Genomic DNA, 18,291 nt, shown 5'->3' with positions numbered 1-18,291 from the left:
TATAACGCGGTGCCAGAGCTTGTTTCGCGCTATGACGCGAGATAAATAGCCAAAATTTATGTTTAACGCTCGGTCATTCCGAGCCTTACGGAAGCATGTTCACTATGGCTACAATTCATGTAGACGGTAAAGAATATGAGGTGGATGGAGCGGACAACCTGCTACAGGCATGTCTTTCCCTCGGCCTGGATATTCCTTATTTTTGCTGGCATCCCGCGCTGGGAAGCGTCGGTGCCTGCCGCCAGTGTGCGGTAAAGCAATATCAAAACGCGGAGGATACCCGCGGACGCCTCGTCATGTCCTGCATGACGCCAGCCGCTGACGGCACCTTCATCTCCATTGATGACGCCGAAGCAAAAGAGTTTCGTGAAAGCGTGGTGGAGTGGCTGATGACCAACCACCCGCACGACTGTCCGGTTTGCGAAGAAGGGGGCAACTGCCACCTGCAAGATATGACGGTAATGACCGGGCACAGCTTCCGCCGCTACCGCTTCACCAAGCGCACCCACCGCAACCAGGATCTGGGGCCGTTTATCTCTCATGAGATGAACCGCTGTATCGCCTGCTATCGCTGCGTGCGCTACTACAAAGATTATGCTGACGGCAAAGATCTCGGCGTTTATGGCGCACACGACAATGTCTACTTTGGACGCCCGGAGGATGGCACGCTGGAGAGCGAATTCTCCGGCAACCTGGTAGAAATCTGCCCGACCGGTGTCTTTACCGACAAAACCCACTCCGAACGCTATAACCGCAAATGGGATATGCAGTTTGCGCCAAGCATCTGCCAGCAGTGCAGCGTCGGCTGTAACACCAGTCCTGGCGAGCGCTATGGTGAGCTGCGTCGTATCGAAAACCGCTACAACGGCAGCGTAAACCACTACTTCCTTTGCGATCGTGGGCGCTTTGGCTATGGCTACGTAAATCGTAAAGATCGCCCGCGTCAGCCGATGCAGCGTCGTGGCAACGACTGGGTAGCGCTTAATGCTGAACAGGCGATGCAGGGCGCGGCGGATGTACTGCGCCAGGCGAAAAACGTTATCGGTATCGGTTCGCCGCGCGCCAGCGTGGAAAGCAACTTTGCGCTACGTGAACTGGTAGGCGAAGCGAATTTCTCTACCGGTATACCCGCCGGTGAGCAGGCGCGTCTGGCGCTGATGCTGAAAGTGCTGCGCGAAGGCGGCATCCATACACCGGCGCTGCGTGAAATTGAAAGCTACGATGCGGTACTGGTACTGGGTGAAGATCTAACGCAGACCGGCGCGCGCGTAGCGCTGGCGGTGCGTCAGGCGGTTAAAGGCAAGGCGCGTGAAATGGCAGCGGCGCAGAAAGTTGCCGACTGGCAGATCGCGGCGATCCTGAATATCGGTCAGCACGCCAAACACCCGCTGTTTGTTACTAACGTTGATGAAACGCGCCTCGATGATATCGCTGCGTGGAGCTATCGTGCGCCGGTAGAAGATCAGGCGCGCCTGGGTTTCGCTATCGCCCATGCGCTGGATAACGCTGCTCCGGCGGTTAGCGATCTCGACAGCAGCCTGAACAGCAAAGTTGATGTAATTGTCCAGGCGCTGGCCGGGGCGAAAAAACCGTTGATCGTTTCCGGTACGCATTCCGGCAGCGAAGCGATGATTGAAGCGGCGGCAAACGTGGCGAAAGCGCTGAAAGGACGCGGTGCCGATGTCGGCATTACGCTGATCGCCTCTGCGGCTAACAGTGTCGGTCTCGGAATGATCGGCGGCATGACGCTGGATGATGCGCTGGAACGACTGGAAAGCGGCAGCGCCGATGCGGTGGTGATCCTGGAAAACGATCTCTATCGCCATGCGCCGAAAGCGAAAGTAGACGCGGCGCTGCGTCATACGGATAACGTGATCGTGGTTGATCATCAGCATACCGCGACGATGGAGAAAGCAGGGCTGATCCTCTCCGGTGCCAGCTTCGCTGAAAGCGACGGCACGCTGATTAACCAGGAGGGCCGCGCCCAGCGCTTCTTCCAGGTCTACGATCCCGCTTACTACGATAACCAGGTGGTGATGCTGGAGAGCTGGCGTTGGCTGCATTCGCTGCACAGCACCATTGAAAGCCGCCATGTGGACTGGACACAGCTCGATCATGTCATCGACGCCGTTGTGCGTGCGCTGCCGCAGCTGAGCGGTATTAAGGATGCGGCACCGGATGCGTCGTTCCGCGTGCGCGGACAGAAGCTGGCGCGTTCGCCGCATCGTTCCAGCGGACGTACTGCCGCGCGCGCCAATATCAGCGTACACGAGCCGCGTCAGCCGCAGGATGTGGACACCATGTTCAACTTCTCGATGGAAGGCAACAACCAGCCGAGCGCACCGCGCTCTGACATTCCATTCGCCTGGGCACCCGGCTGGAACTCCCCGCAGGCGTGGAACAAATTCCAGGATGAAGTCGGCGGCAAACTGCGTCACGGCGATCCCGGCGTGCGTTTGTTCGAAGCGGCGGCAGGTCAGCTTGCGTGGTTTAGCCAGGTGCCGAACGCGTTTACACGCAGCGGCGGCTGGCGCGTTGCGCCTTACTACAACCTGTTCGGCAGCGAAGAGATGTCACAGCGTGCGCCGGTTATGCAGCAGCGCATGCCGCAGCCGGTGGTGGTCATCAATCCGGCAGATGCCGCCAAGCTCGGCGTTAACGTCGGTGCGGCGCTAGAACTGAGCTGTGCCGGTGAGACGCTACGCCTGCCGGTACGTTTCTCCGAAGCGCTACAGCCGGGGCAGGTAGGTTTACCGCTTGGTATGCCGGGCATTCCGCCGTTCCTGTCCGGCGCTGATATTGACACTCTGCGGGAGGCGGCACAATGAGCTGGTTAACACCGGATGTTATCGATATTTTGCTGGGCGTACTGAAGGCGGTTGTGATCCTGCTGGTCGTGGTGATTTGCGGTGCCTTTATGAGCTTTGGCGAACGCCGTCTGCTCGGCCTGTTCCAGAACCGCTATGGGCCTAACCGCGTCGGCTGGGGCGGCTCGCTACAGCTGGCGGCGGATATGATTAAAATGTTCTTTAAAGAGGACTGGGTTCCGCCGTTTACCGATCGCTTCATCTTTACGCTGGCGCCGGTTATCGCCTTTGTTTCGCTGCTGTTGGCTTTTGCCATCGTGCCGGTCAGCCCCACCTGGGTGGTGACCGATCTGAATATCGGGCTGCTGTTCTTCCTGATGATGGCGGGTCTGGCGGTCTACGCGGTACTGTTTGCCGGTTGGTCAAGTAACAACAAATACTCGCTGTTAGGTGCGATGCGCGCATCCGCTCAGACGCTGAGCTACGAAGTGTTTCTTGGTCTGTCGCTGATGGGCGTCGTGGCGCAGGCGGGATCGTTCAATATGAGCGATATCGTTAATAGCCAGGCGCACCTGTGGAACATCGTCCCGCAATTCTTCGGCTTTATCACCTTCTGTATTGCTGGCGTTGCGGTGTGTCACCGCCATCCCTTTGACCAGCCGGAAGCGGAGCAGGAGCTGGCGGATGGTTACCACATCGAATATTCCGGCATGAAGTTCGGTCTGTTCTTTGTCGGTGAATATGTGGCGATTACTACGGTTTCTGCGCTGATTGTGACGCTGTTCTTCGGCGGCTGGCACGGACCATGGCTGCCGCCCTTTATCTGGTTCGCGATTAAAACGGCCTTCTTCATGATGATGTTTATTCTGATTCGTGCCGCGCTGCCGCGCCCGCGCTATGACCAGGTAATGTCCTTCGGCTGGAAAGTTTGTCTGCCGTTGACGCTGTTGAACCTGCTGGCGACTGCCGCAGTGATTCTGTACAACGCGCAGTAAAGGGGTTGTAACCATGACATTAAAAGACATTATTGTCGGTTTCGGCACCCAGGTACGTAGTATCTGGATGGTAGGCACGCACGCCTTCGCCAAACGCGAAACCCAAATGTACCCGGACGAGCCGGTTTATCTGCCGCCGCGCTATCGTGGACGCATCGTACTGACGCGCGATCCGGATGGCGAAGAGCGCTGTGTTGCCTGTAACCTCTGTGCTGTCGCCTGCCCGGTTAGCTGTATTTCGCTGCAAAAGGCGGAAACCAAAGATGGTCGCTGGTATCCGGAATTCTTCCGCATTAACTTCTCCCGCTGCATCTTCTGCGGCATGTGTGAAGAGGCCTGTCCGACGACGGCGATCCAGCTAACGCCCGATTTCGAGCTGGGCGAGTTTAAGCGTCAGGATCTGGTATACGAGAAGGAAGACCTGCTGATTTCAGGGCCGGGCAAATACCCGGAATATAACTTCTACCGTATGGCAGGTATGGCGATCGAAGGGAAAGACAAGGGCGAAGCGGAAAACGAAGCCAAACCCATCGACGTCAAAGGCCTGTTGCCTTAAGGAGCCCGGCATGGAACTTGCGTTTTATCTTTGTGGTCTGGTGGCGGTGTTAACCACGCTGCGCGTGATTACCCACACCAACCCGGTACATGCGTTGCTGTACCTGATTATCTCGCTGTTAGCGGTCGCTGGCGTGTTCTTTTCGCTTGGCGCTTATTTCGCTGGCGCGCTGGAGATTATCGTTTATGCGGGCGCCATTATGGTGCTGTTCGTCTTTGTGGTGATGATGCTCAACCTCGGCAAAGCGGTGCAGGACCAGGAGAGCCGCTGGCTACAGCCTTCACTGTGGATCGGGCCTGGCCTGGTATCGCTGCTGCTGTTGCTGGTCATGGTTTACGCCATTATGACCGCTAACGATCAGGGCATTGACGGCACGATGATCGATGCGAAAGCGGTCGGCATCAGCCTGTTTGGTCCTTATGTTCTGGCGGTAGAGCTGGCCTCAATGCTGCTGTTGGCGGGCCTGGTGGTCGCCTTCCATATCGGACGTGAAGATCGTCATGGCGAAATCTTAAGTAACCGCGTCAGCGACGCGGCGACAGCGAAAAGTAAGGAGGAGCGCGTATGATCCCTCTGCAACATGGATTGATTCTGGCAGCCGTGCTGTTTGTTCTCGGCTTCACCTCGCTGGTGCTGCGCCGTAACCTGCTGTTTATGCTCATCAGCCTGGAAATCATGATTAATGCCGCAGCCCTGGCGTTAGTGGTGGCGGGAAGCTACTGGGGGCAGGCGGATGGTCAGGTGATGTATATCCTGGCGATCAGTCTCGCCGCGGCGGAAGCCAGTATCGGCCTTGCGCTGCTGCTGCAACTTTACCGCCGCCGTCAAACCCTGAACATTGACACAGTAAGCGAGATGCGCGGATGAATCTTCTCTACTTAACCATACTGCTGCCGCTAATCGGCTTTGTGCTGCTGGCGTTCTCTCGTGGCCGCTGGTCTGAAAACCTGTCGGCGACCGTGGGCGTCGGTTCGGTGGGACTGGCGGCGCTGGTCACGCTCTATGTTGGCATTGATTTCTTTGCCAACGGACAGGCGCTGTTTACCCAGGCGCTCTGGACCTGGATGCAGGTTGGCAACTTTAATATCGGCGTTACGCTGTCGCTCGACGGGCTCTCGCTCACCATGCTGTCGGTGGTAACCGGCGTCGGTTTCTTTATTCATATGTTCGCCTCCTGGTATATGCGTGGGGAAGAGGGCTATTCGCGCTTCTTCGCCTATACCAACCTGTTTATCGCCAGCATGGTGGTACTGGTGCTGGCGGATAACCTGATGCTGATGTATCTCGGTTGGGAAGGGGTAGGCCTCTGCTCTTATCTGCTGATTGGTTTCTATTACACCAATCCGAATAACGGCAAGGCGGCGATGAAAGCCTTTATCATCACCCGCGTCGGTGACGTATTTCTCGCCTTCGCGCTGTTCATCCTCTACAACGAGCTGGGCACGCTGAACTTCCGCGAGATGGTGGAGCTGGCACCGGCGCATTTTGCGGCGGATAACCACATGCTGCAATGGGCAACGCTGATGCTGCTGGGCGGCGCGGTAGGTAAATCTGCACAGCTGCCGTTGCAGACCTGGCTTGCCGATGCGATGGCCGGTCCGACGCCGGTTTCCGCGCTGATCCACGCTGCCACCATGGTAACCGCAGGTGTCTATCTGATCGCCCGTACGCACGGTCTGTTCCTGATGACGCCAGAGGTGCTGCATCTGGTGGGCATTATCGGCGCGGTGACGCTGGTGCTGGCGGGTTTTGCCGCGCTGGTACAGACCGATATCAAGCGTGTGCTGGCTTACTCAACCATGAGTCAGATTGGCTACATGTTCCTGGCGCTGGGCGTGCAGGCGTGGGATGCGGCGATTTTTCACCTGATGACCCATGCGTTCTTCAAGGCACTGCTGTTCCTCTCATCTGGTTCGGTGATCCTTGCCTGCCATCACGAGCAGAACATTTTCAAAATGGGTGGCCTGCGTAAAAGCATCCCTCTGGTTTATGTCTGCTTCCTGGTGGGCGGTGCCGCGCTGTCTGCGCTGCCGTTGGTCACCGCAGGCTTCTACAGTAAGGATGAAATTCTGTTCGGCGCGCTGGTTAACGGTCACGTTAATCTGATGGTTGCCGGTCTGGTGGGCGCTTTCCTGACCTCGATTTACACCTTCCGCATGATCTTTATCGTCTTCCACGGCGAGGAGAAAATTCATGCGCACGCGGGCAAAGGCATTACGCATCATCTGCCGCTGATCGTGCTGCTGGTGCTTTCTACCTTCGTTGGCGCGCTGATCACGCCACCGCTGGCGGGCGTCTTGCCGCAAAGCGAACATGGCGAAACGGGCAAAATGGCGCTGGAGATCGCTTCCGGCGTGGTGGCAATCGTCGGCATCCTGATCGCAGCCTGGCTGTGGCTGGGTAAACGCACGCTGGTAACCAGCATAGCGCGTAGTGCGCCGGGTCGCTTCTTCGGCACCTGGTGGTTCGCTGCCTGGGGCTTTGACTGGCTGTATGACAAAGTTTTCGTACAGCCTTATCTTGGCGTCGCCTGGCTACTGAAGCGCGATCCGTTGAATGCGCTGCTGAATATTCCGGCGCTGGTTTCCAGGCTGGCAAATAAAAGCCTGGTGGTCAGTGAAAATGGCTATCTACGCTGGTATGTCGCCTCAATGGGCGTCGGCGCGGTAGTGGTGCTGGCGCTGATGCTGACGCTGTAAGGTTAGTGAGCGGGAGGCGGCATGCTGCCGCGTCCCACCCGATAAGCTTGTGAAAAAACCTGAGGTTGGGTGCGCCGGTAACTGTTACCGGCGGCTCATCCAGGACTAGAAAAGGGACCGTAACCGCCATGTTATTACCTTGGCTAATTGTTATCCCGTTTGTCGGTGGCTTTCTCTGCTGGCTGGCTGAGCGCTTAGGTGCCAGAACGCCACGCTGGATCGCACTGATTACAATGGGTCTGACGCTGGCGCTTTCACTGCAACTTTGGTTGCAGGGAGGCTATACACTGACCCAGGCCGCTGGCATTCCGCAGTGGCAGTCTGAGTTTTCCGTTCCCTGGATTCCGCGCTTCGGCATCAATTTTCATCTGGCGCTGGATGGGCTCTCGCTGCTGATGGTGGTGCTGACCGGTCTGTTAGGGTTGATGGCGGTGCTCTGCTCCTGGAATGAGATCGAGAAATATCAGGGCTTTTTTCACCTCAACCTGATGTGGATTCTGGGCGGCGTAATCGGCGTGTTCCTGGCAATCGACCTGTTCCTGTTCTTCTTCTTCTGGGAGATGATGCTGGTGCCGATGTATTTCCTCATCGCGCTCTGGGGTCACAAGGCATCAGACGGTAAAACCCGTATTACCGCCGCTACCAAATTCTTCATCTATACCCAGGCGAGCGGCCTGGTCATGTTGATTGCCATTCTGGGCCTGGTATTCGTGCATTATCGCGCGACCGGCGTCTGGAGCTTCAACTATGAAGTGCTGCTGCAAACGCCGATGTCGCATACGGTTGAATATCTGCTGATGCTGGGCTTCTTTATCGCCTTCGCGGTAAAAATGCCGGTGGTGCCGCTGCATGGCTGGCTGCCGGATGCGCACAGCCAGGCACCGACCGCCGGTTCCGTTGACCTTGCAGGTATCCTGCTGAAAACCGCCGCTTACGGTCTGCTGCGTTTCAGCCTGCCGCTGTTTCCTAACGCCTCGGCGGAGTTTGCCCCTGTCGCCATGTGGCTGGGTATTATAGGTATTTTCTACGGCGCGTGGATGGCGTTCTCGCAGACCGATATCAAACGTCTGATTGCCTACACCTCGATTTCCCATATGGGCTTCGTGCTGATCGCTATCTATACCGGTAGCCAGCTGGCCTTTCAGGGCGCGGTGGTGCAGATGATCGCGCACGGTCTTTCGGCGGCGGCGCTGTTTATTCTCTGCGGTCAGCTTTATGAGCGTCTGCATACGCGCGATATGCGTAAAATGGGCGGCCTCTGGGCGCGCATTAAATGGATTCCGGGCCTGTCGCTGTTCTTCGCGGTGGCGAACCTCGGTATGCCGGGTACCGGTAACTTCGTCGGTGAATTTATGATTTTGACCGGCAGCTTTAAAGAAGTGCCGACCATTATCGTCATCGCTACCTTTGGCCTGGTATTCGCATCTGTTTATTCGCTGATCATGATGCAGCGTGCCTATTACGGCGCGCCGCAGTCGGAGACGCCGCTGCGCGGTATGTCTGCGCGTGAATTCATTATGATTATGGTGCTGGTGGTTCTGCTGGTGCTGCTGGGTATCTATCCGCAGCCGATTCTGGACACCTCACACGCTGCGATGAGCAACATCCAGCAGTGGTTTACCGCTTCAATTTCAACTACAAGGCCGTAATTCGCCATGACAATAACTCCTCAACAACTGATCGCGCTGCTGCCGCTGTTGATCGTCGGATTGACGGTGGTGGTTGTGATGCTGTCCATTGCGTGGCGACGCAACCATTTTGTTAATGCGACGCTGACCGTCATTGGCCTCAATCTCGCGCTGCTTTCGCTCTGGTTTGTGGGTCAGGCCGGTCCGATGGACGTCACGCCGCTGCTGCGCGTTGACGGCTTCTCAATGTTCTACACCGGTCTGGTAATGCTGGCGAGCCTGGCGACCTGTACCCTGGGTTATCACTGGCTACAGGGCTTCAGCGACAACTGCGATGAGTTCTATCTGCTGGTGCTGATCGCCGCGCTGGGTGGCGTGGTGCTGGCGAGTGCTAACCATATGGCCTCGTTGTTTATCGGGGTTGAATTGCTGTCGCTGCCGCTGTTTGGTTTGATCGGCTACGCCTTTCGCCAGAAACGCTCGCTGGAAGCGGCGCTGAAATATACCATCCTGTCGGCGGCGGCCTCGTCGTTCCTGCTGTTTGGTATTGCGCTGCTTTACGCTGATTCTGGCAGCCTGAGTTTTGTTGCGTTAGGCAAGAGCCTGACCAACAGCATGTTGCATCAGCCGCTGCTGCTGGCTGGTCTGGGGATGATGATTGTGGGACTGGGCTTTAAACTGTCGCTGGTGCCGTTCCACCTCTGGACGCCGGACGTTTATCAGGGTGCGCCTGCACCGGTTTCCACCTTCCTGGCGACCGCCAGCAAAATCGCCATCTTTGGTGTGCTGATGCGTCTGTTTATGTATGCACCAGTTACCGACAGCGAAGCGGTACGTAACGTACTGGCGGTTATCGCCGTGGTTTCCATTCTGTTTGGTAACCTGCTGGCGATAAGCCAGAGCAATATCAAGCGTCTGCTGGGTTATTCTTCTATCTCCCACCTCGGTTATCTGCTGGTGGCGCTGATTGCGGTGCAGTCACATCAGATGTCGCTGGAAACCGCAGGCGTCTACCTCGCAGGCTACCTGTTTAGCAGCATTGGCGCGTTCGGCGTGGTCAGCCTGATGTCCAGCCCGTACCGTGGTCCGGATGCCGATTCGCTTTACTCCTATCGTGGGTTGTTCTGGCACCGCCCAATACTGTCGGCGGTAATGACAACCATGATGCTGTCGCTGGCGGGTATTCCGCTGACGCTGGGCTTTATCGGTAAGTTTTACGTGATCGCGCTGGGCGTTAGCGCCTCGCTGTGGTGGTTAACCGGTGCGGTAGTATTAGGCAGCGCCATTGGCCTTTACTACTATCTGCGCGTTACCGTCAGTCTCTACCTCAGCCCGCCGGAGCTGCATACTCGTGATACGCCCGCTAACTGGGGCTTTACCGCCGGTGGTGTGGTGGTCCTGATTTCAGCGATTCTGGTGTTGCTGTTGGGTATCTATCCGCAGCCGCTGATTCGCCTGGTGCAGATGGCGCAGCCGCTTATGTAACTCAAAAAAACCATACTGGCCCCGTAGCGATACGGGGCTTTTTTTTGCCCATCGTATTTTACTTCCCGCCGATCCAGAGAAAAGTTAACTATTTCTGTCCACAGGTAACATTGTCCCCTTATATCAGGCATGGATAATAATTTCCCTTGTCTGACAGCCAATTCCATTAATCCATAGCGCCGTGGATGCGGTTTTTTCATTTTCGACTGCCGCTCTGGTGGCTGGTGTCGCCGCTAATAGCAGAACCTTTTTTGGCTTCATTGCTTATCTTTCTGTCCGCCGCCATTTGGCAAAAAAACTGCTACGTGTGGGTAATAAGGCGACCGGATGTGCCCTGTTGTTTTTTCGCAGAATGGCATTGAGCCTGAAACATTGAGCAAATCATTTTTCCGTCATTAAGGAACGCATTTTTTTGATGGAACAGGGTTGATGAAGAAGGCCGTTTAATAAAGCAACCGCAGGGAGCAAAACGCGATGGGAAGTGACTACCTGGCCGCCAAACTCGACGATCCGCTGGTGCATTCCTCGTGGTTCGCCGATTTTATGGGCGGTGTGGTTAAAGGGGCGATCTACGCGGCCGTCGGGGTAGGTGTGGTGGCGCTGCTCGGGCCTGTAGGGGGCTTCCTGGCGGCGATGGCGTTTGGTTTTATCTTTGGCGAGGCGGTGGATGCGTTAGCCGATTTTGCTGGCGAGTTAACGGATAAAGCGTTAGAGGCGTTGGGCCTGAAAGGTCCGCCGGACGGCATTATCACCAGCGGCTCGCCGGACGTCAGAACCAAAGGCAAACCGGCGGCGCGCGCCGCGGGAAAAATCCCGGCGGAGGTGATACGGGCCGAACTGGAGGCGGAGCGGGCGAACCCTTCGCCACAGTCCCCTGAAGCGCTGGCCATCGCCGGACGCACGCTGGAGCGCGCGGCGTCGCTTGCCCGCTTAGTGACGGGCATAACGGCGGGAAAAGCCATTGCCGGCTGGCTGACGGGCGATAAGGAAAAAGAACCGCCGCCCGATCCGGATGCGCCGAAGCCGGTTCCCTCGCCGGAAAGCCCTGTATGGGAGAGCGTGATTTCTCCGGTGGTGACCGCGAAGCACCCCTACGCCAGCCCGGCAGATCACGACACCATCGCATGCAGGAAGGGCCACGTTTTCTCCGGCAGCGGGCTTTATCTGGCCGAAGGCTCGAAAAAGGTCTTTATCAACAGCCAGCCCGCCTGCCGCAACGACGACCGCAGCACCTGCGAGGCGAAAATAAAACACGGGCAGCAGGGGGCCAGGGTGCGTATCGGCGGGCCGACGGTCACGGTACGCGATATTCACAGCGGCAAAAACCCGCTGGCTGCCTTTATGGGGGAAATCGTCGGGTCGCTGGGCGTGGCGATGGTTGCTTCCGGCGGGCGCATGTGCACGCGTTCGCTCGCCTGCGCGCTGGCCGGAGAGGTGGGCAGCGCGCTGCTGGGCTACGCCGCCGGGATGCTGGGCGAGGGGGCCGCGCGGATATTCAGCGAGGCGACCTCGCGCGGTTATCCGGTGCATATCCCCACCGGGGCAAAAATCCTGGCGGGCGAAGAGGAGTGCGATTTCACCCTCGACGGCCGGCTGCCGCTGGTCTGGCAGCGCCTCTACAACAGCCGCAACGACGCCGCCGGGGCGCTGGGCCGGGGCTGGACGCTGCCGCACGAGTATTTCCTGACGCTGACGCCGGTGGCGGACGAGCCCGCGGCGACGGAGGTGACCCTCACCGACCGCAGCGGACGCGTCCTGGGGCTGGGGGCGCTGGTGCGCGGCCAGGGCGTGCACTACCCCGACGAGGGCTTCCGGCTCTGGCGCAGCCTGCAGGACGTCTACATGCTGGAGGACGACGACGGGCTTTACTCGGTGTTTGAGCCCGACCCGCAGGCGGCGGGGCGGCTGCGGCTGGCGCAGCAGCTTGACCGCCACGGTTACGCGCTGCTCTACCGCTACAACCACGCCGGCCAGCTCACCGCCATCCACGACGACGCTTACGAGGTCAGCCTGCGGCTGCACTGGCATCCGGCGCTGAACCGGCTCGCGGAGGTGTGGCTGCTGACCGACGATGGCGAGCGGCGGCTGGCGGGCTATGCGTATGACGCGGCGGGCAGCCTGGCGGCGGTCACCGACGCCGACGGGCGCGTCACCCGTCGCTTTGAGTACGACCCGGCGCACGGCTGCATGACCGCCCATCACTATGCGGGCGGGCTGAGCGCGCACTACCGCTGGCGACGGCTGCCGGTGTTCAACGCGCAGGTACAGGGGGAAGAGGAGGCGTGGTACGTCACGCAGCACTGGCTGGAAGAGCGCGGGCGGGCGCTGGAGCATTATGAATTTGACTACTGCCCGCAGGAGTACCGCGCCGGCGTGACGCGCCGCGACCGTGGCACCACCCACCACCGCTGGGACCGGCTGGGACAGATAACGGACTACACGGACGAGACGGGCGCCCGCTGGACCTTTGACCGGGACGATGCCTCCAGCCTGATTTCCCTCATCACGCCGTCGGGCGACGAATTCCGTATGGAGTATGACGAACGCGGCAACCCCATCGCCTGGATTAATCCGCTGGGCGAAAAAGAGACGCAGACCTGGGTGGAGGACCTGTCGCTGCCGGTGCTGCACACCTTTGCCGACGGCACGCAGGAGTACCGCGAGTATAACGAACAGGGAGACCTGACGGCGCTGCGCGACCGCGAGGGCGGGCTGACCCGCTTTTACTATGACGGCCAGGGCAACCCCGTGCGCATCGTGGACGCGGCGGGCAATGAAACCCGGCTGGAGCACAACAGCCGCGGGCAGCTTATCAAACGCTTCGACTGCTCCGGCTACCTGACGCGCATTTTCTATGACGAACTGGGACGGGTGGAGCGCATCAGCGACGCGGCGGGCCGCGACGTGTCGTGGCAGCGCAGCGCCGCCGGGCTGCTGCTGGCGGAGACGCTGCCGGGCGGCGGGCGGCGCGAGTACGGCTATGATGCCGCAGGGCGGCTGAGCCACGTGCGCGACGAGGGCGGACGGGTGAGCCGCTTTACCCGCAACGGGCGCGGCCAGGTGACGGAGCTGGTCAGGCCGGACGGCACGCGGCTGCGCTGTGACTACGACGACGCGGGGCTGCCCGCGGTGCTGTTTAATGAAAAGGGCGCGGCATGGTACTTCCGCCACGACGTGCGCGGGCGGCTGACGGAGGAGACGGACTGGTCCGGGCAGCGCCGCACCTGGCGCTACGATGCGCAGGGCAGGCCGGTGGAAACGGTGCATTACCCTTATCCGGGCGCGCAGGACGAGCCGCCGCTGACCACGCGGCTGACGTGGGACGCGCTGGACCGGCTGACGGGCAAAACCACGGCGCGGCACCATACCCGCTATGACCATCAGGGCGGCACGTTGACGGTGGAGCGCTTCGCGCTGGCGGAGTGGCAGCAGGCGCAGCGGGAAGGGCGCGCCGCACGGTCGCAGGAGCGGCTGGCGTTTACCTGCAGCCCGGAGGGGCGGCTGACGGCGGAGGAGAACCGGGGCGGCCGCATCGCGCACCGTTATGACGTGCTGGGCAACCTGCTGGAGACGCGGCTGCCGGGCGGCGAGCGGCTGGCGTACCATTATTACGGCAGCGGCCACCTGCAGCAGCTGGACCTGCTGGCGGCGGGAGAGCGGCACGTTATCGCGGCGTACGGGCGTGACCGGCTGCACCGGGAAACCGCGCGCTCGCAGGGGGCGCTGTGGCAGCACGTGGTGTACGACGCGGTGGGGCGGGTCACCGAAAAGCGGATAAGCGCGGACGAGTCGGCCTGCGGCACCGCCCTGGCGGAAACGCGCTTTGTCTGGGACGCGGCGGGCAGCCTGGTGCGGCGCCGCTGGCAGGCGCGCGGCGGGGCGGCGGGACATTACACGGACCAGCGCGGGGCGCAGTACCGCTACGACAGCCGCGACCATCTGCTGAGCGCGCAGGATGAGGAGGGCACCCGGCGGTGGCACTATGACGCGGCGGGCAGCCTGCTGTCGCCGCAGGAGGAGAACATCCTGCACAACCGTCCGGGCCACAGCGGCACGGCGCGCTGCCGCTACGACGGCTTCGGGCGGCTGGCGGAGCGAACGGACAGGCGGCGTAACCGGACGGAGCGCTTTTACTACGACGACGAGCACCGGCTGGTGCGGGTGGCGTTCAGCGGGCACCCCGACTACCGTGAGGCGCGCTACCGCTACGACGCGCTGGGGCGACGCACCGGCAAGACGCTGACGCGCCACGACGGGCGGGAGGAGGAGACCAGATTTTTGTGGTGCGGGCTGCGGCTGTACGGCGAGCGGAGCGAAGCGTCACCGGAGACCGGCACGCTCTATATTTACAACGAAGGCGGCCACGAGCCCGTCGCGAGGGCGGAGCGGCAGGCGGGCGGCGGCTACCGGCTGTACTGGTACCGTACGGCGCTGAACGGGCTGCCGGAGTCGCTGCATGACCGGACGGGCCGCGCGGTGTGGCGGGGCCGCTGCGACGAGTGGGGGGCGCTGAAGCAGGAGAGCCGGTCCGGAGAAGGGGAAAGTCTGCGGCAGAATCTGCGCTTTGCCGGGCAGTACTTTGACCACGAAACGGGGCTGCACTACACTACCTTCCGCTACTACGATCCGGAGAACGGGCACTTTACCCAGCCGGATCCGATAGGGCTGGCGGGCGGGCTGAACCAGTACGCGTATGCGCCAAATCCATTGACGTGGATCGATCCGCTGGGGTTAACTACAGGTGGATGCGGTGTTACTAAAAGTAATAAAAATATTCTATATCATTACACTGACGATGATGGTTTAGCTGGTATATTAAAATCAAAAGAAATGCGTCCGTCTTTAAAAGCTAATAATCCCAAAGATGCCCGTTATGGGGACGGCCAATATTTTACCGATATTATTCCTGGAACCAAGACAAATGCTCAGTTATCGAGAACATTTGTTCGAATTCCGTTCTTAGGTGATAAATTCAAAAATTATATAGCAGTAGACGTCACAGGATTAGATGTGGTTAAAGGACGAGATGGTGTTTTTGTTATACTTAATGACGGAAACTTAAATATTAATGGAAGGGTTGTTGGTTTTGGAGTAAATGAATGAAGTATATAAAAGTGCATTGGGATCATTTATTTGATGATGAGCCTACTGAACTGTACAGTGAAATAGATGATAGCCGATATGAGGTTCGTAAGGTGGAAGTGTTTTCTACTGGAGAGTTAATTTTTTCCGATCAATCTACACCTAAAGATATTTCAACGTTGGGTGAATTACCGATTCCATCTTTAAATGAAATAAATAAAGATTCTCAATTTAAGGCAATATATATAGATGCCGATGAATTCGAAAATGTATGGATAAAAGCCATTAAAAAATAAATAAAAAGCCGGGAGTATTAAATCTTTCCGGCTTTTTATTATCTAACGAAACGGATATGGTGTTTATGGTTTATTCAATCTTGGGGCAACAGAATTTTATTACATTGATATTACCAATGACATTGAACGAAGGATGGGAAAACATATTAATTCAGGTAAGCTGATGCCTGGTTCCAGAATGCTGCCCATTGATGCAAATGTAAATTATGGAAAGGCCAGAGGCTACGAACAATATTACATCGAGGAATATAAAACCCGAACAGGGACGATAGGTGAAGATATGCCTCTACTCACCGTGGCAATAAATATAATTCCTTTGACCATAGCCGGACTGGTGTAAGGGGGCAAGCATTTGAGGCAGCTTATAACAGCAAGCAGAATGGTTTAGGTGGAAAAACAAAGGGGCGTGGATGAGTAATTTTAAATTTTGGGGGTTGGGATAAAAAGCCGAGAACAATGCTTCTTTATGTGTAACCCGGTGATATATTCTGTTTTAAGTTAGGGAAAGATGACTTTTGCTTTGGTAGAGTAATATCTAAAATAATAACTGGGCATGTTATTGAATAGTTTGATTGTATATCAGCCAGGTAAGAAATATCCGAGTAACAGATTAATGTAGAAAAAAGAATTCATTCGCCCATTGTTATTGATACTTATGGTTTATTTGATAAAAAAGTGTACAAACATGGTGAATGGAGAATAATAGGTCATCAGAGCAATTTTTCTCCTGTAGATATTGAGAATGTATATTTTACATACGGAATTGAAAATTCATGTAAGAAATTTGATGTTTTTGACAATGAAATTTTCATATCACAAGAAGAATCAATGTAATATCCAAAACTAGGTCCATATGGTGATTATGATATTAAAAACTTATTAAAAAAATCTAAAAATAAAGTCGGGATAGATTATCAAACTTTCCCGGTTTTTACCATTCAACTTTCTACTACTGTGACCCGAAGAACGGGCACTTTACGCAGCCGGACCCGATCGGGCTGGCGGGCGGGCTGAACCAGTACGCGTACGCGCCGAATGCGCTGACGTGGATCGATCCGTTAGGATTGAATAATTGTAATATTGTCAAAAGAGCGGTGACTCCCGAACAAATGGAGAGTATTCGTGCTGGTAATGGTATAACCAGAGCAACGCCTTATCACAGAACAACGCCGCCCCAACATGTTGCAGGTGCTCCGCATTCACGTGACCCTTGGATTTCTACTACCAGAAGCCAGGCGTCAGCAGAGTATTTCGCTACTCATGGCGGGACTCGTCCGGCAAACCCTATTATAGAAATTGATTTATCTAAAATACCGCAAGAGAGAATATTGGATGTTTCAACAGTTCAAAAAGCTACTGAAAATTTACAAACACCGTTTACTCGAAATGCTGCCGCAGCACATCAGGAAGTTTTGATATTTGGGGAGATTCCGCATGAAGCCATCATATTTAAATAGGTGAGTTATGTTGAATGAAGTAAAGGAAAAAATAATTGACAATAATTTCGTTAATGATATTAGAATTAGTATGAATTTTAATGTCGATGAGTATAATAAATTGATATCTAACCTAAAAATTCTTTCCAGTCTTTTGAAAAATGAGAGATTTATAGATAAGGAGTTAGCTTTATATTTATACGAAATGCCTCAAATGATAAGAAATGCATATGCTAGTTTTGATAAGTGTGAAAACAAACCAGAAATAGCATTAAGTTTAGAAGAGGCGTGGATCGAACTGGATTCATTAGTGATTAACTGTTTGAGCTGAATAAATTAAAGGCCGGAAAGATCCTTAAAACATCCTGGTCTTTTATTATTTAGCTTTCGTTCAATCCACTAAACAATTGTCCGGGCCACAGCGGGGAGGCGCGCTACTGCTACGACGAGCTGGGGCGGCGCACCGCCAAGACGCTGACGCGCCAGGGCGGAGCGGCAGGCGGCTACCGGCTGTACTGGTACCGTACGGCGCTGAACGGGCTGCCGGAGTCGCTACGACGAGTGGGGCGTGCTGAAACAGGAGAGCTGTACCGGAGAAGGAGAAAGTCTGCGGCAGAATCTGCGCTTTGCCGGGCAGGACTTTGACCACGAAACGGGGCTGTACTGCACTATCTTCCGCTACTGGGCATTTTACCCAGCCGGACCTGACAGGGCTAAAAGGCGGTTTAAACTGACCTGCCCATGATTAACTGACAGTAAAGATAAATTTTTTTTTATGCAAGAAGTGGATTCAAAATTTCTACATCACTTATTGATGAAAAAATCAATGAAATATAATTATGGATAATTTATACATAATTTTCATGCCAAATTTTAAAGGATTGCCCAGTGAAAAAAATAAACTTTTTAGCATGTGCTCTTCCTGCAATATTGTTAATGGGATGTGTGGCTAAACCACCAATTGCAACAGAAAGTGAAATGAAAGAGGCTGCTGCCTTTACTTTGAATGTCGATGCTTCTCAGGTAGCGATTTCCGATATAAGCCAAAATGGTGTAAAAACTAATTTTGTTGCAACCGTAGGAAAAAAAGCGCACCGCTGTTATGTGACTAAAGCCGCAGAAACAAAACTTTATGGCCTGATACCACTAGGAGACGGCAGTACGGTTTCTGATGCTATTTGTGCTGGTGGAAATGGAAATTCGGTTTCTGGTAGTAAAACATGTGACGCGTTGTCAAAAAAAGCGGGACGTTGTTGAGTTGTTGATTAATAAAAATAAGTGAGCGCTATCAAAAGAGATAGCGCGAA

At 56.0% G+C, this 18,291-nt stretch carries 15 protein-coding genes and 1 pseudogene; all 16 read left to right on the top strand.

Annotated features, from left to right (window positions below; genetic code table 11):
- Nucleotides 1-104: 104 nt before the first annotated feature.
- The 16 genes and pseudogenes from nuoG (at nt 105) to C7M51_RS10420 (ending at nt 18,241) form a co-directional block, all read left to right on the top strand.
- The gene (gene nuoG / locus C7M51_RS10490) at nt 105-2,828 is read left to right on the top strand and encodes an NADH-quinone oxidoreductase subunit NuoG (RefSeq protein ID WP_160621743.1); all 2,724 of its coding nucleotides are present in this window, start codon (nt 105-107) and stop codon (nt 2,826-2,828) included.
- Nucleotides 2,825-3,802, top strand: a complete 978-nt coding sequence (gene nuoH / locus C7M51_RS10485; protein WP_160621742.1) for an NADH-quinone oxidoreductase subunit NuoH — start codon at nt 2,825-2,827, stop codon at nt 3,800-3,802. Before nuoG ends, nuoH begins: the two co-directional genes overlap by 4 nt.
- A gap of 13 nt (nt 3,803-3,815) precedes the next feature.
- A complete protein-coding gene (gene nuoI, locus C7M51_RS10480; RefSeq protein WP_160621741.1) occupies nt 3,816-4,358 on the top strand; it encodes an NADH-quinone oxidoreductase subunit NuoI in 543 nt (180 codons plus the stop codon).
- A 10-nt stretch (nt 4,359-4,368) separates the two neighbouring features.
- Entirely contained in the window at nt 4,369-4,926 is a 558-nt protein-coding gene (gene nuoJ / locus C7M51_RS10475; RefSeq protein WP_160621740.1) for an NADH-quinone oxidoreductase subunit J, read from the top strand.
- Nucleotides 4,923-5,225, top strand: a complete 303-nt coding sequence (gene nuoK, locus C7M51_RS10470; RefSeq protein WP_141175848.1) for an NADH-quinone oxidoreductase subunit NuoK — start codon at nt 4,923-4,925, stop codon at nt 5,223-5,225. The genes nuoJ and nuoK overlap by 4 nt, the downstream gene beginning before the upstream one ends.
- Nucleotides 5,222-7,057 (top strand): NADH-quinone oxidoreductase subunit L, encoded by a 1,836-nt coding sequence (nuoL, locus tag C7M51_RS10465; protein WP_160621739.1) that lies wholly within the window; start codon nt 5,222-5,224, stop codon nt 7,055-7,057. The genes nuoK and nuoL overlap by 4 nt, the downstream gene beginning before the upstream one ends.
- 128 nt (nt 7,058-7,185) lie before the next feature.
- On the top strand, nt 7,186-8,706 hold the full coding sequence (gene nuoM / locus C7M51_RS10460) for an NADH-quinone oxidoreductase subunit M (protein WP_160621738.1): 1,521 nt from the start codon (nt 7,186-7,188) through the stop codon (nt 8,704-8,706).
- Nucleotides 8,707-8,712: 6 nt separating this feature from the next.
- Nucleotides 8,713-10,170 (top strand): NADH-quinone oxidoreductase subunit NuoN, encoded by a 1,458-nt coding sequence (gene nuoN / locus C7M51_RS10455; protein ID WP_160621737.1) that lies wholly within the window; start codon nt 8,713-8,715, stop codon nt 10,168-10,170.
- Nucleotides 10,171-10,644: 474 nt separating this feature from the next.
- Complete coding sequence (locus tag C7M51_RS10450; RefSeq protein ID WP_160621736.1) at nt 10,645-15,273, top strand: HYD1 signature containing ADP-ribosyltransferase family protein; 4,629 nt, start codon at nt 10,645-10,647, stop codon at nt 15,271-15,273.
- Nucleotides 15,270-15,548, top strand: coding sequence for a DUF6881 domain-containing protein (locus C7M51_RS10445; protein ID WP_160621735.1), 279 nt, complete (start codon nt 15,270-15,272; stop codon nt 15,546-15,548). Before C7M51_RS10450 ends, C7M51_RS10445 begins: the two co-directional genes overlap by 4 nt.
- A 133-nt stretch (nt 15,549-15,681) precedes the next feature.
- Nucleotides 15,682-15,888, top strand: a complete 207-nt coding sequence (locus C7M51_RS10440; RefSeq protein WP_160621734.1) for a hypothetical protein — start codon at nt 15,682-15,684, stop codon at nt 15,886-15,888.
- Between the two features lie 143 nt (nt 15,889-16,031).
- On the top strand, nt 16,032-16,115 hold the full coding sequence (locus C7M51_RS22745) for a hypothetical protein (RefSeq protein WP_425281009.1): 84 nt from the start codon (nt 16,032-16,034) through the stop codon (nt 16,113-16,115).
- A gap of 377 nt (nt 16,116-16,492) precedes the next feature.
- Nucleotides 16,493-16,624 (top strand): annotated as a pseudogene (locus C7M51_RS22740) (RHS repeat-associated core domain-containing protein); the annotation flags it as partial.
- A 33-nt stretch (nt 16,625-16,657) separates the two neighbouring features.
- A complete protein-coding gene (locus C7M51_RS10430; protein WP_244323819.1) occupies nt 16,658-17,005 on the top strand; it encodes a DUF7587 domain-containing protein in 348 nt (115 codons plus the stop codon).
- A gap of 7 nt (nt 17,006-17,012) precedes the next feature.
- Nucleotides 17,013-17,315, top strand: coding sequence for a hypothetical protein (locus tag C7M51_RS10425; protein WP_160621733.1), 303 nt, complete (start codon nt 17,013-17,015; stop codon nt 17,313-17,315).
- A gap of 647 nt (nt 17,316-17,962) precedes the next feature.
- On the top strand, nt 17,963-18,241 hold the full coding sequence (locus C7M51_RS10420) for a hypothetical protein (protein WP_160623629.1): 279 nt from the start codon (nt 17,963-17,965) through the stop codon (nt 18,239-18,241).
- Nucleotides 18,242-18,291: the final 50 nt, after the last annotated feature.

Source organism: Mixta intestinalis (assembly GCF_009914055.1).
Classification (GTDB): Bacteria; Pseudomonadota; Gammaproteobacteria; order Enterobacterales; family Enterobacteriaceae; genus Mixta; species Mixta intestinalis.
Note: the sequence above shows the minus strand (reverse complement) of the source record. Positions and strands in the feature narration are given on the sequence as shown.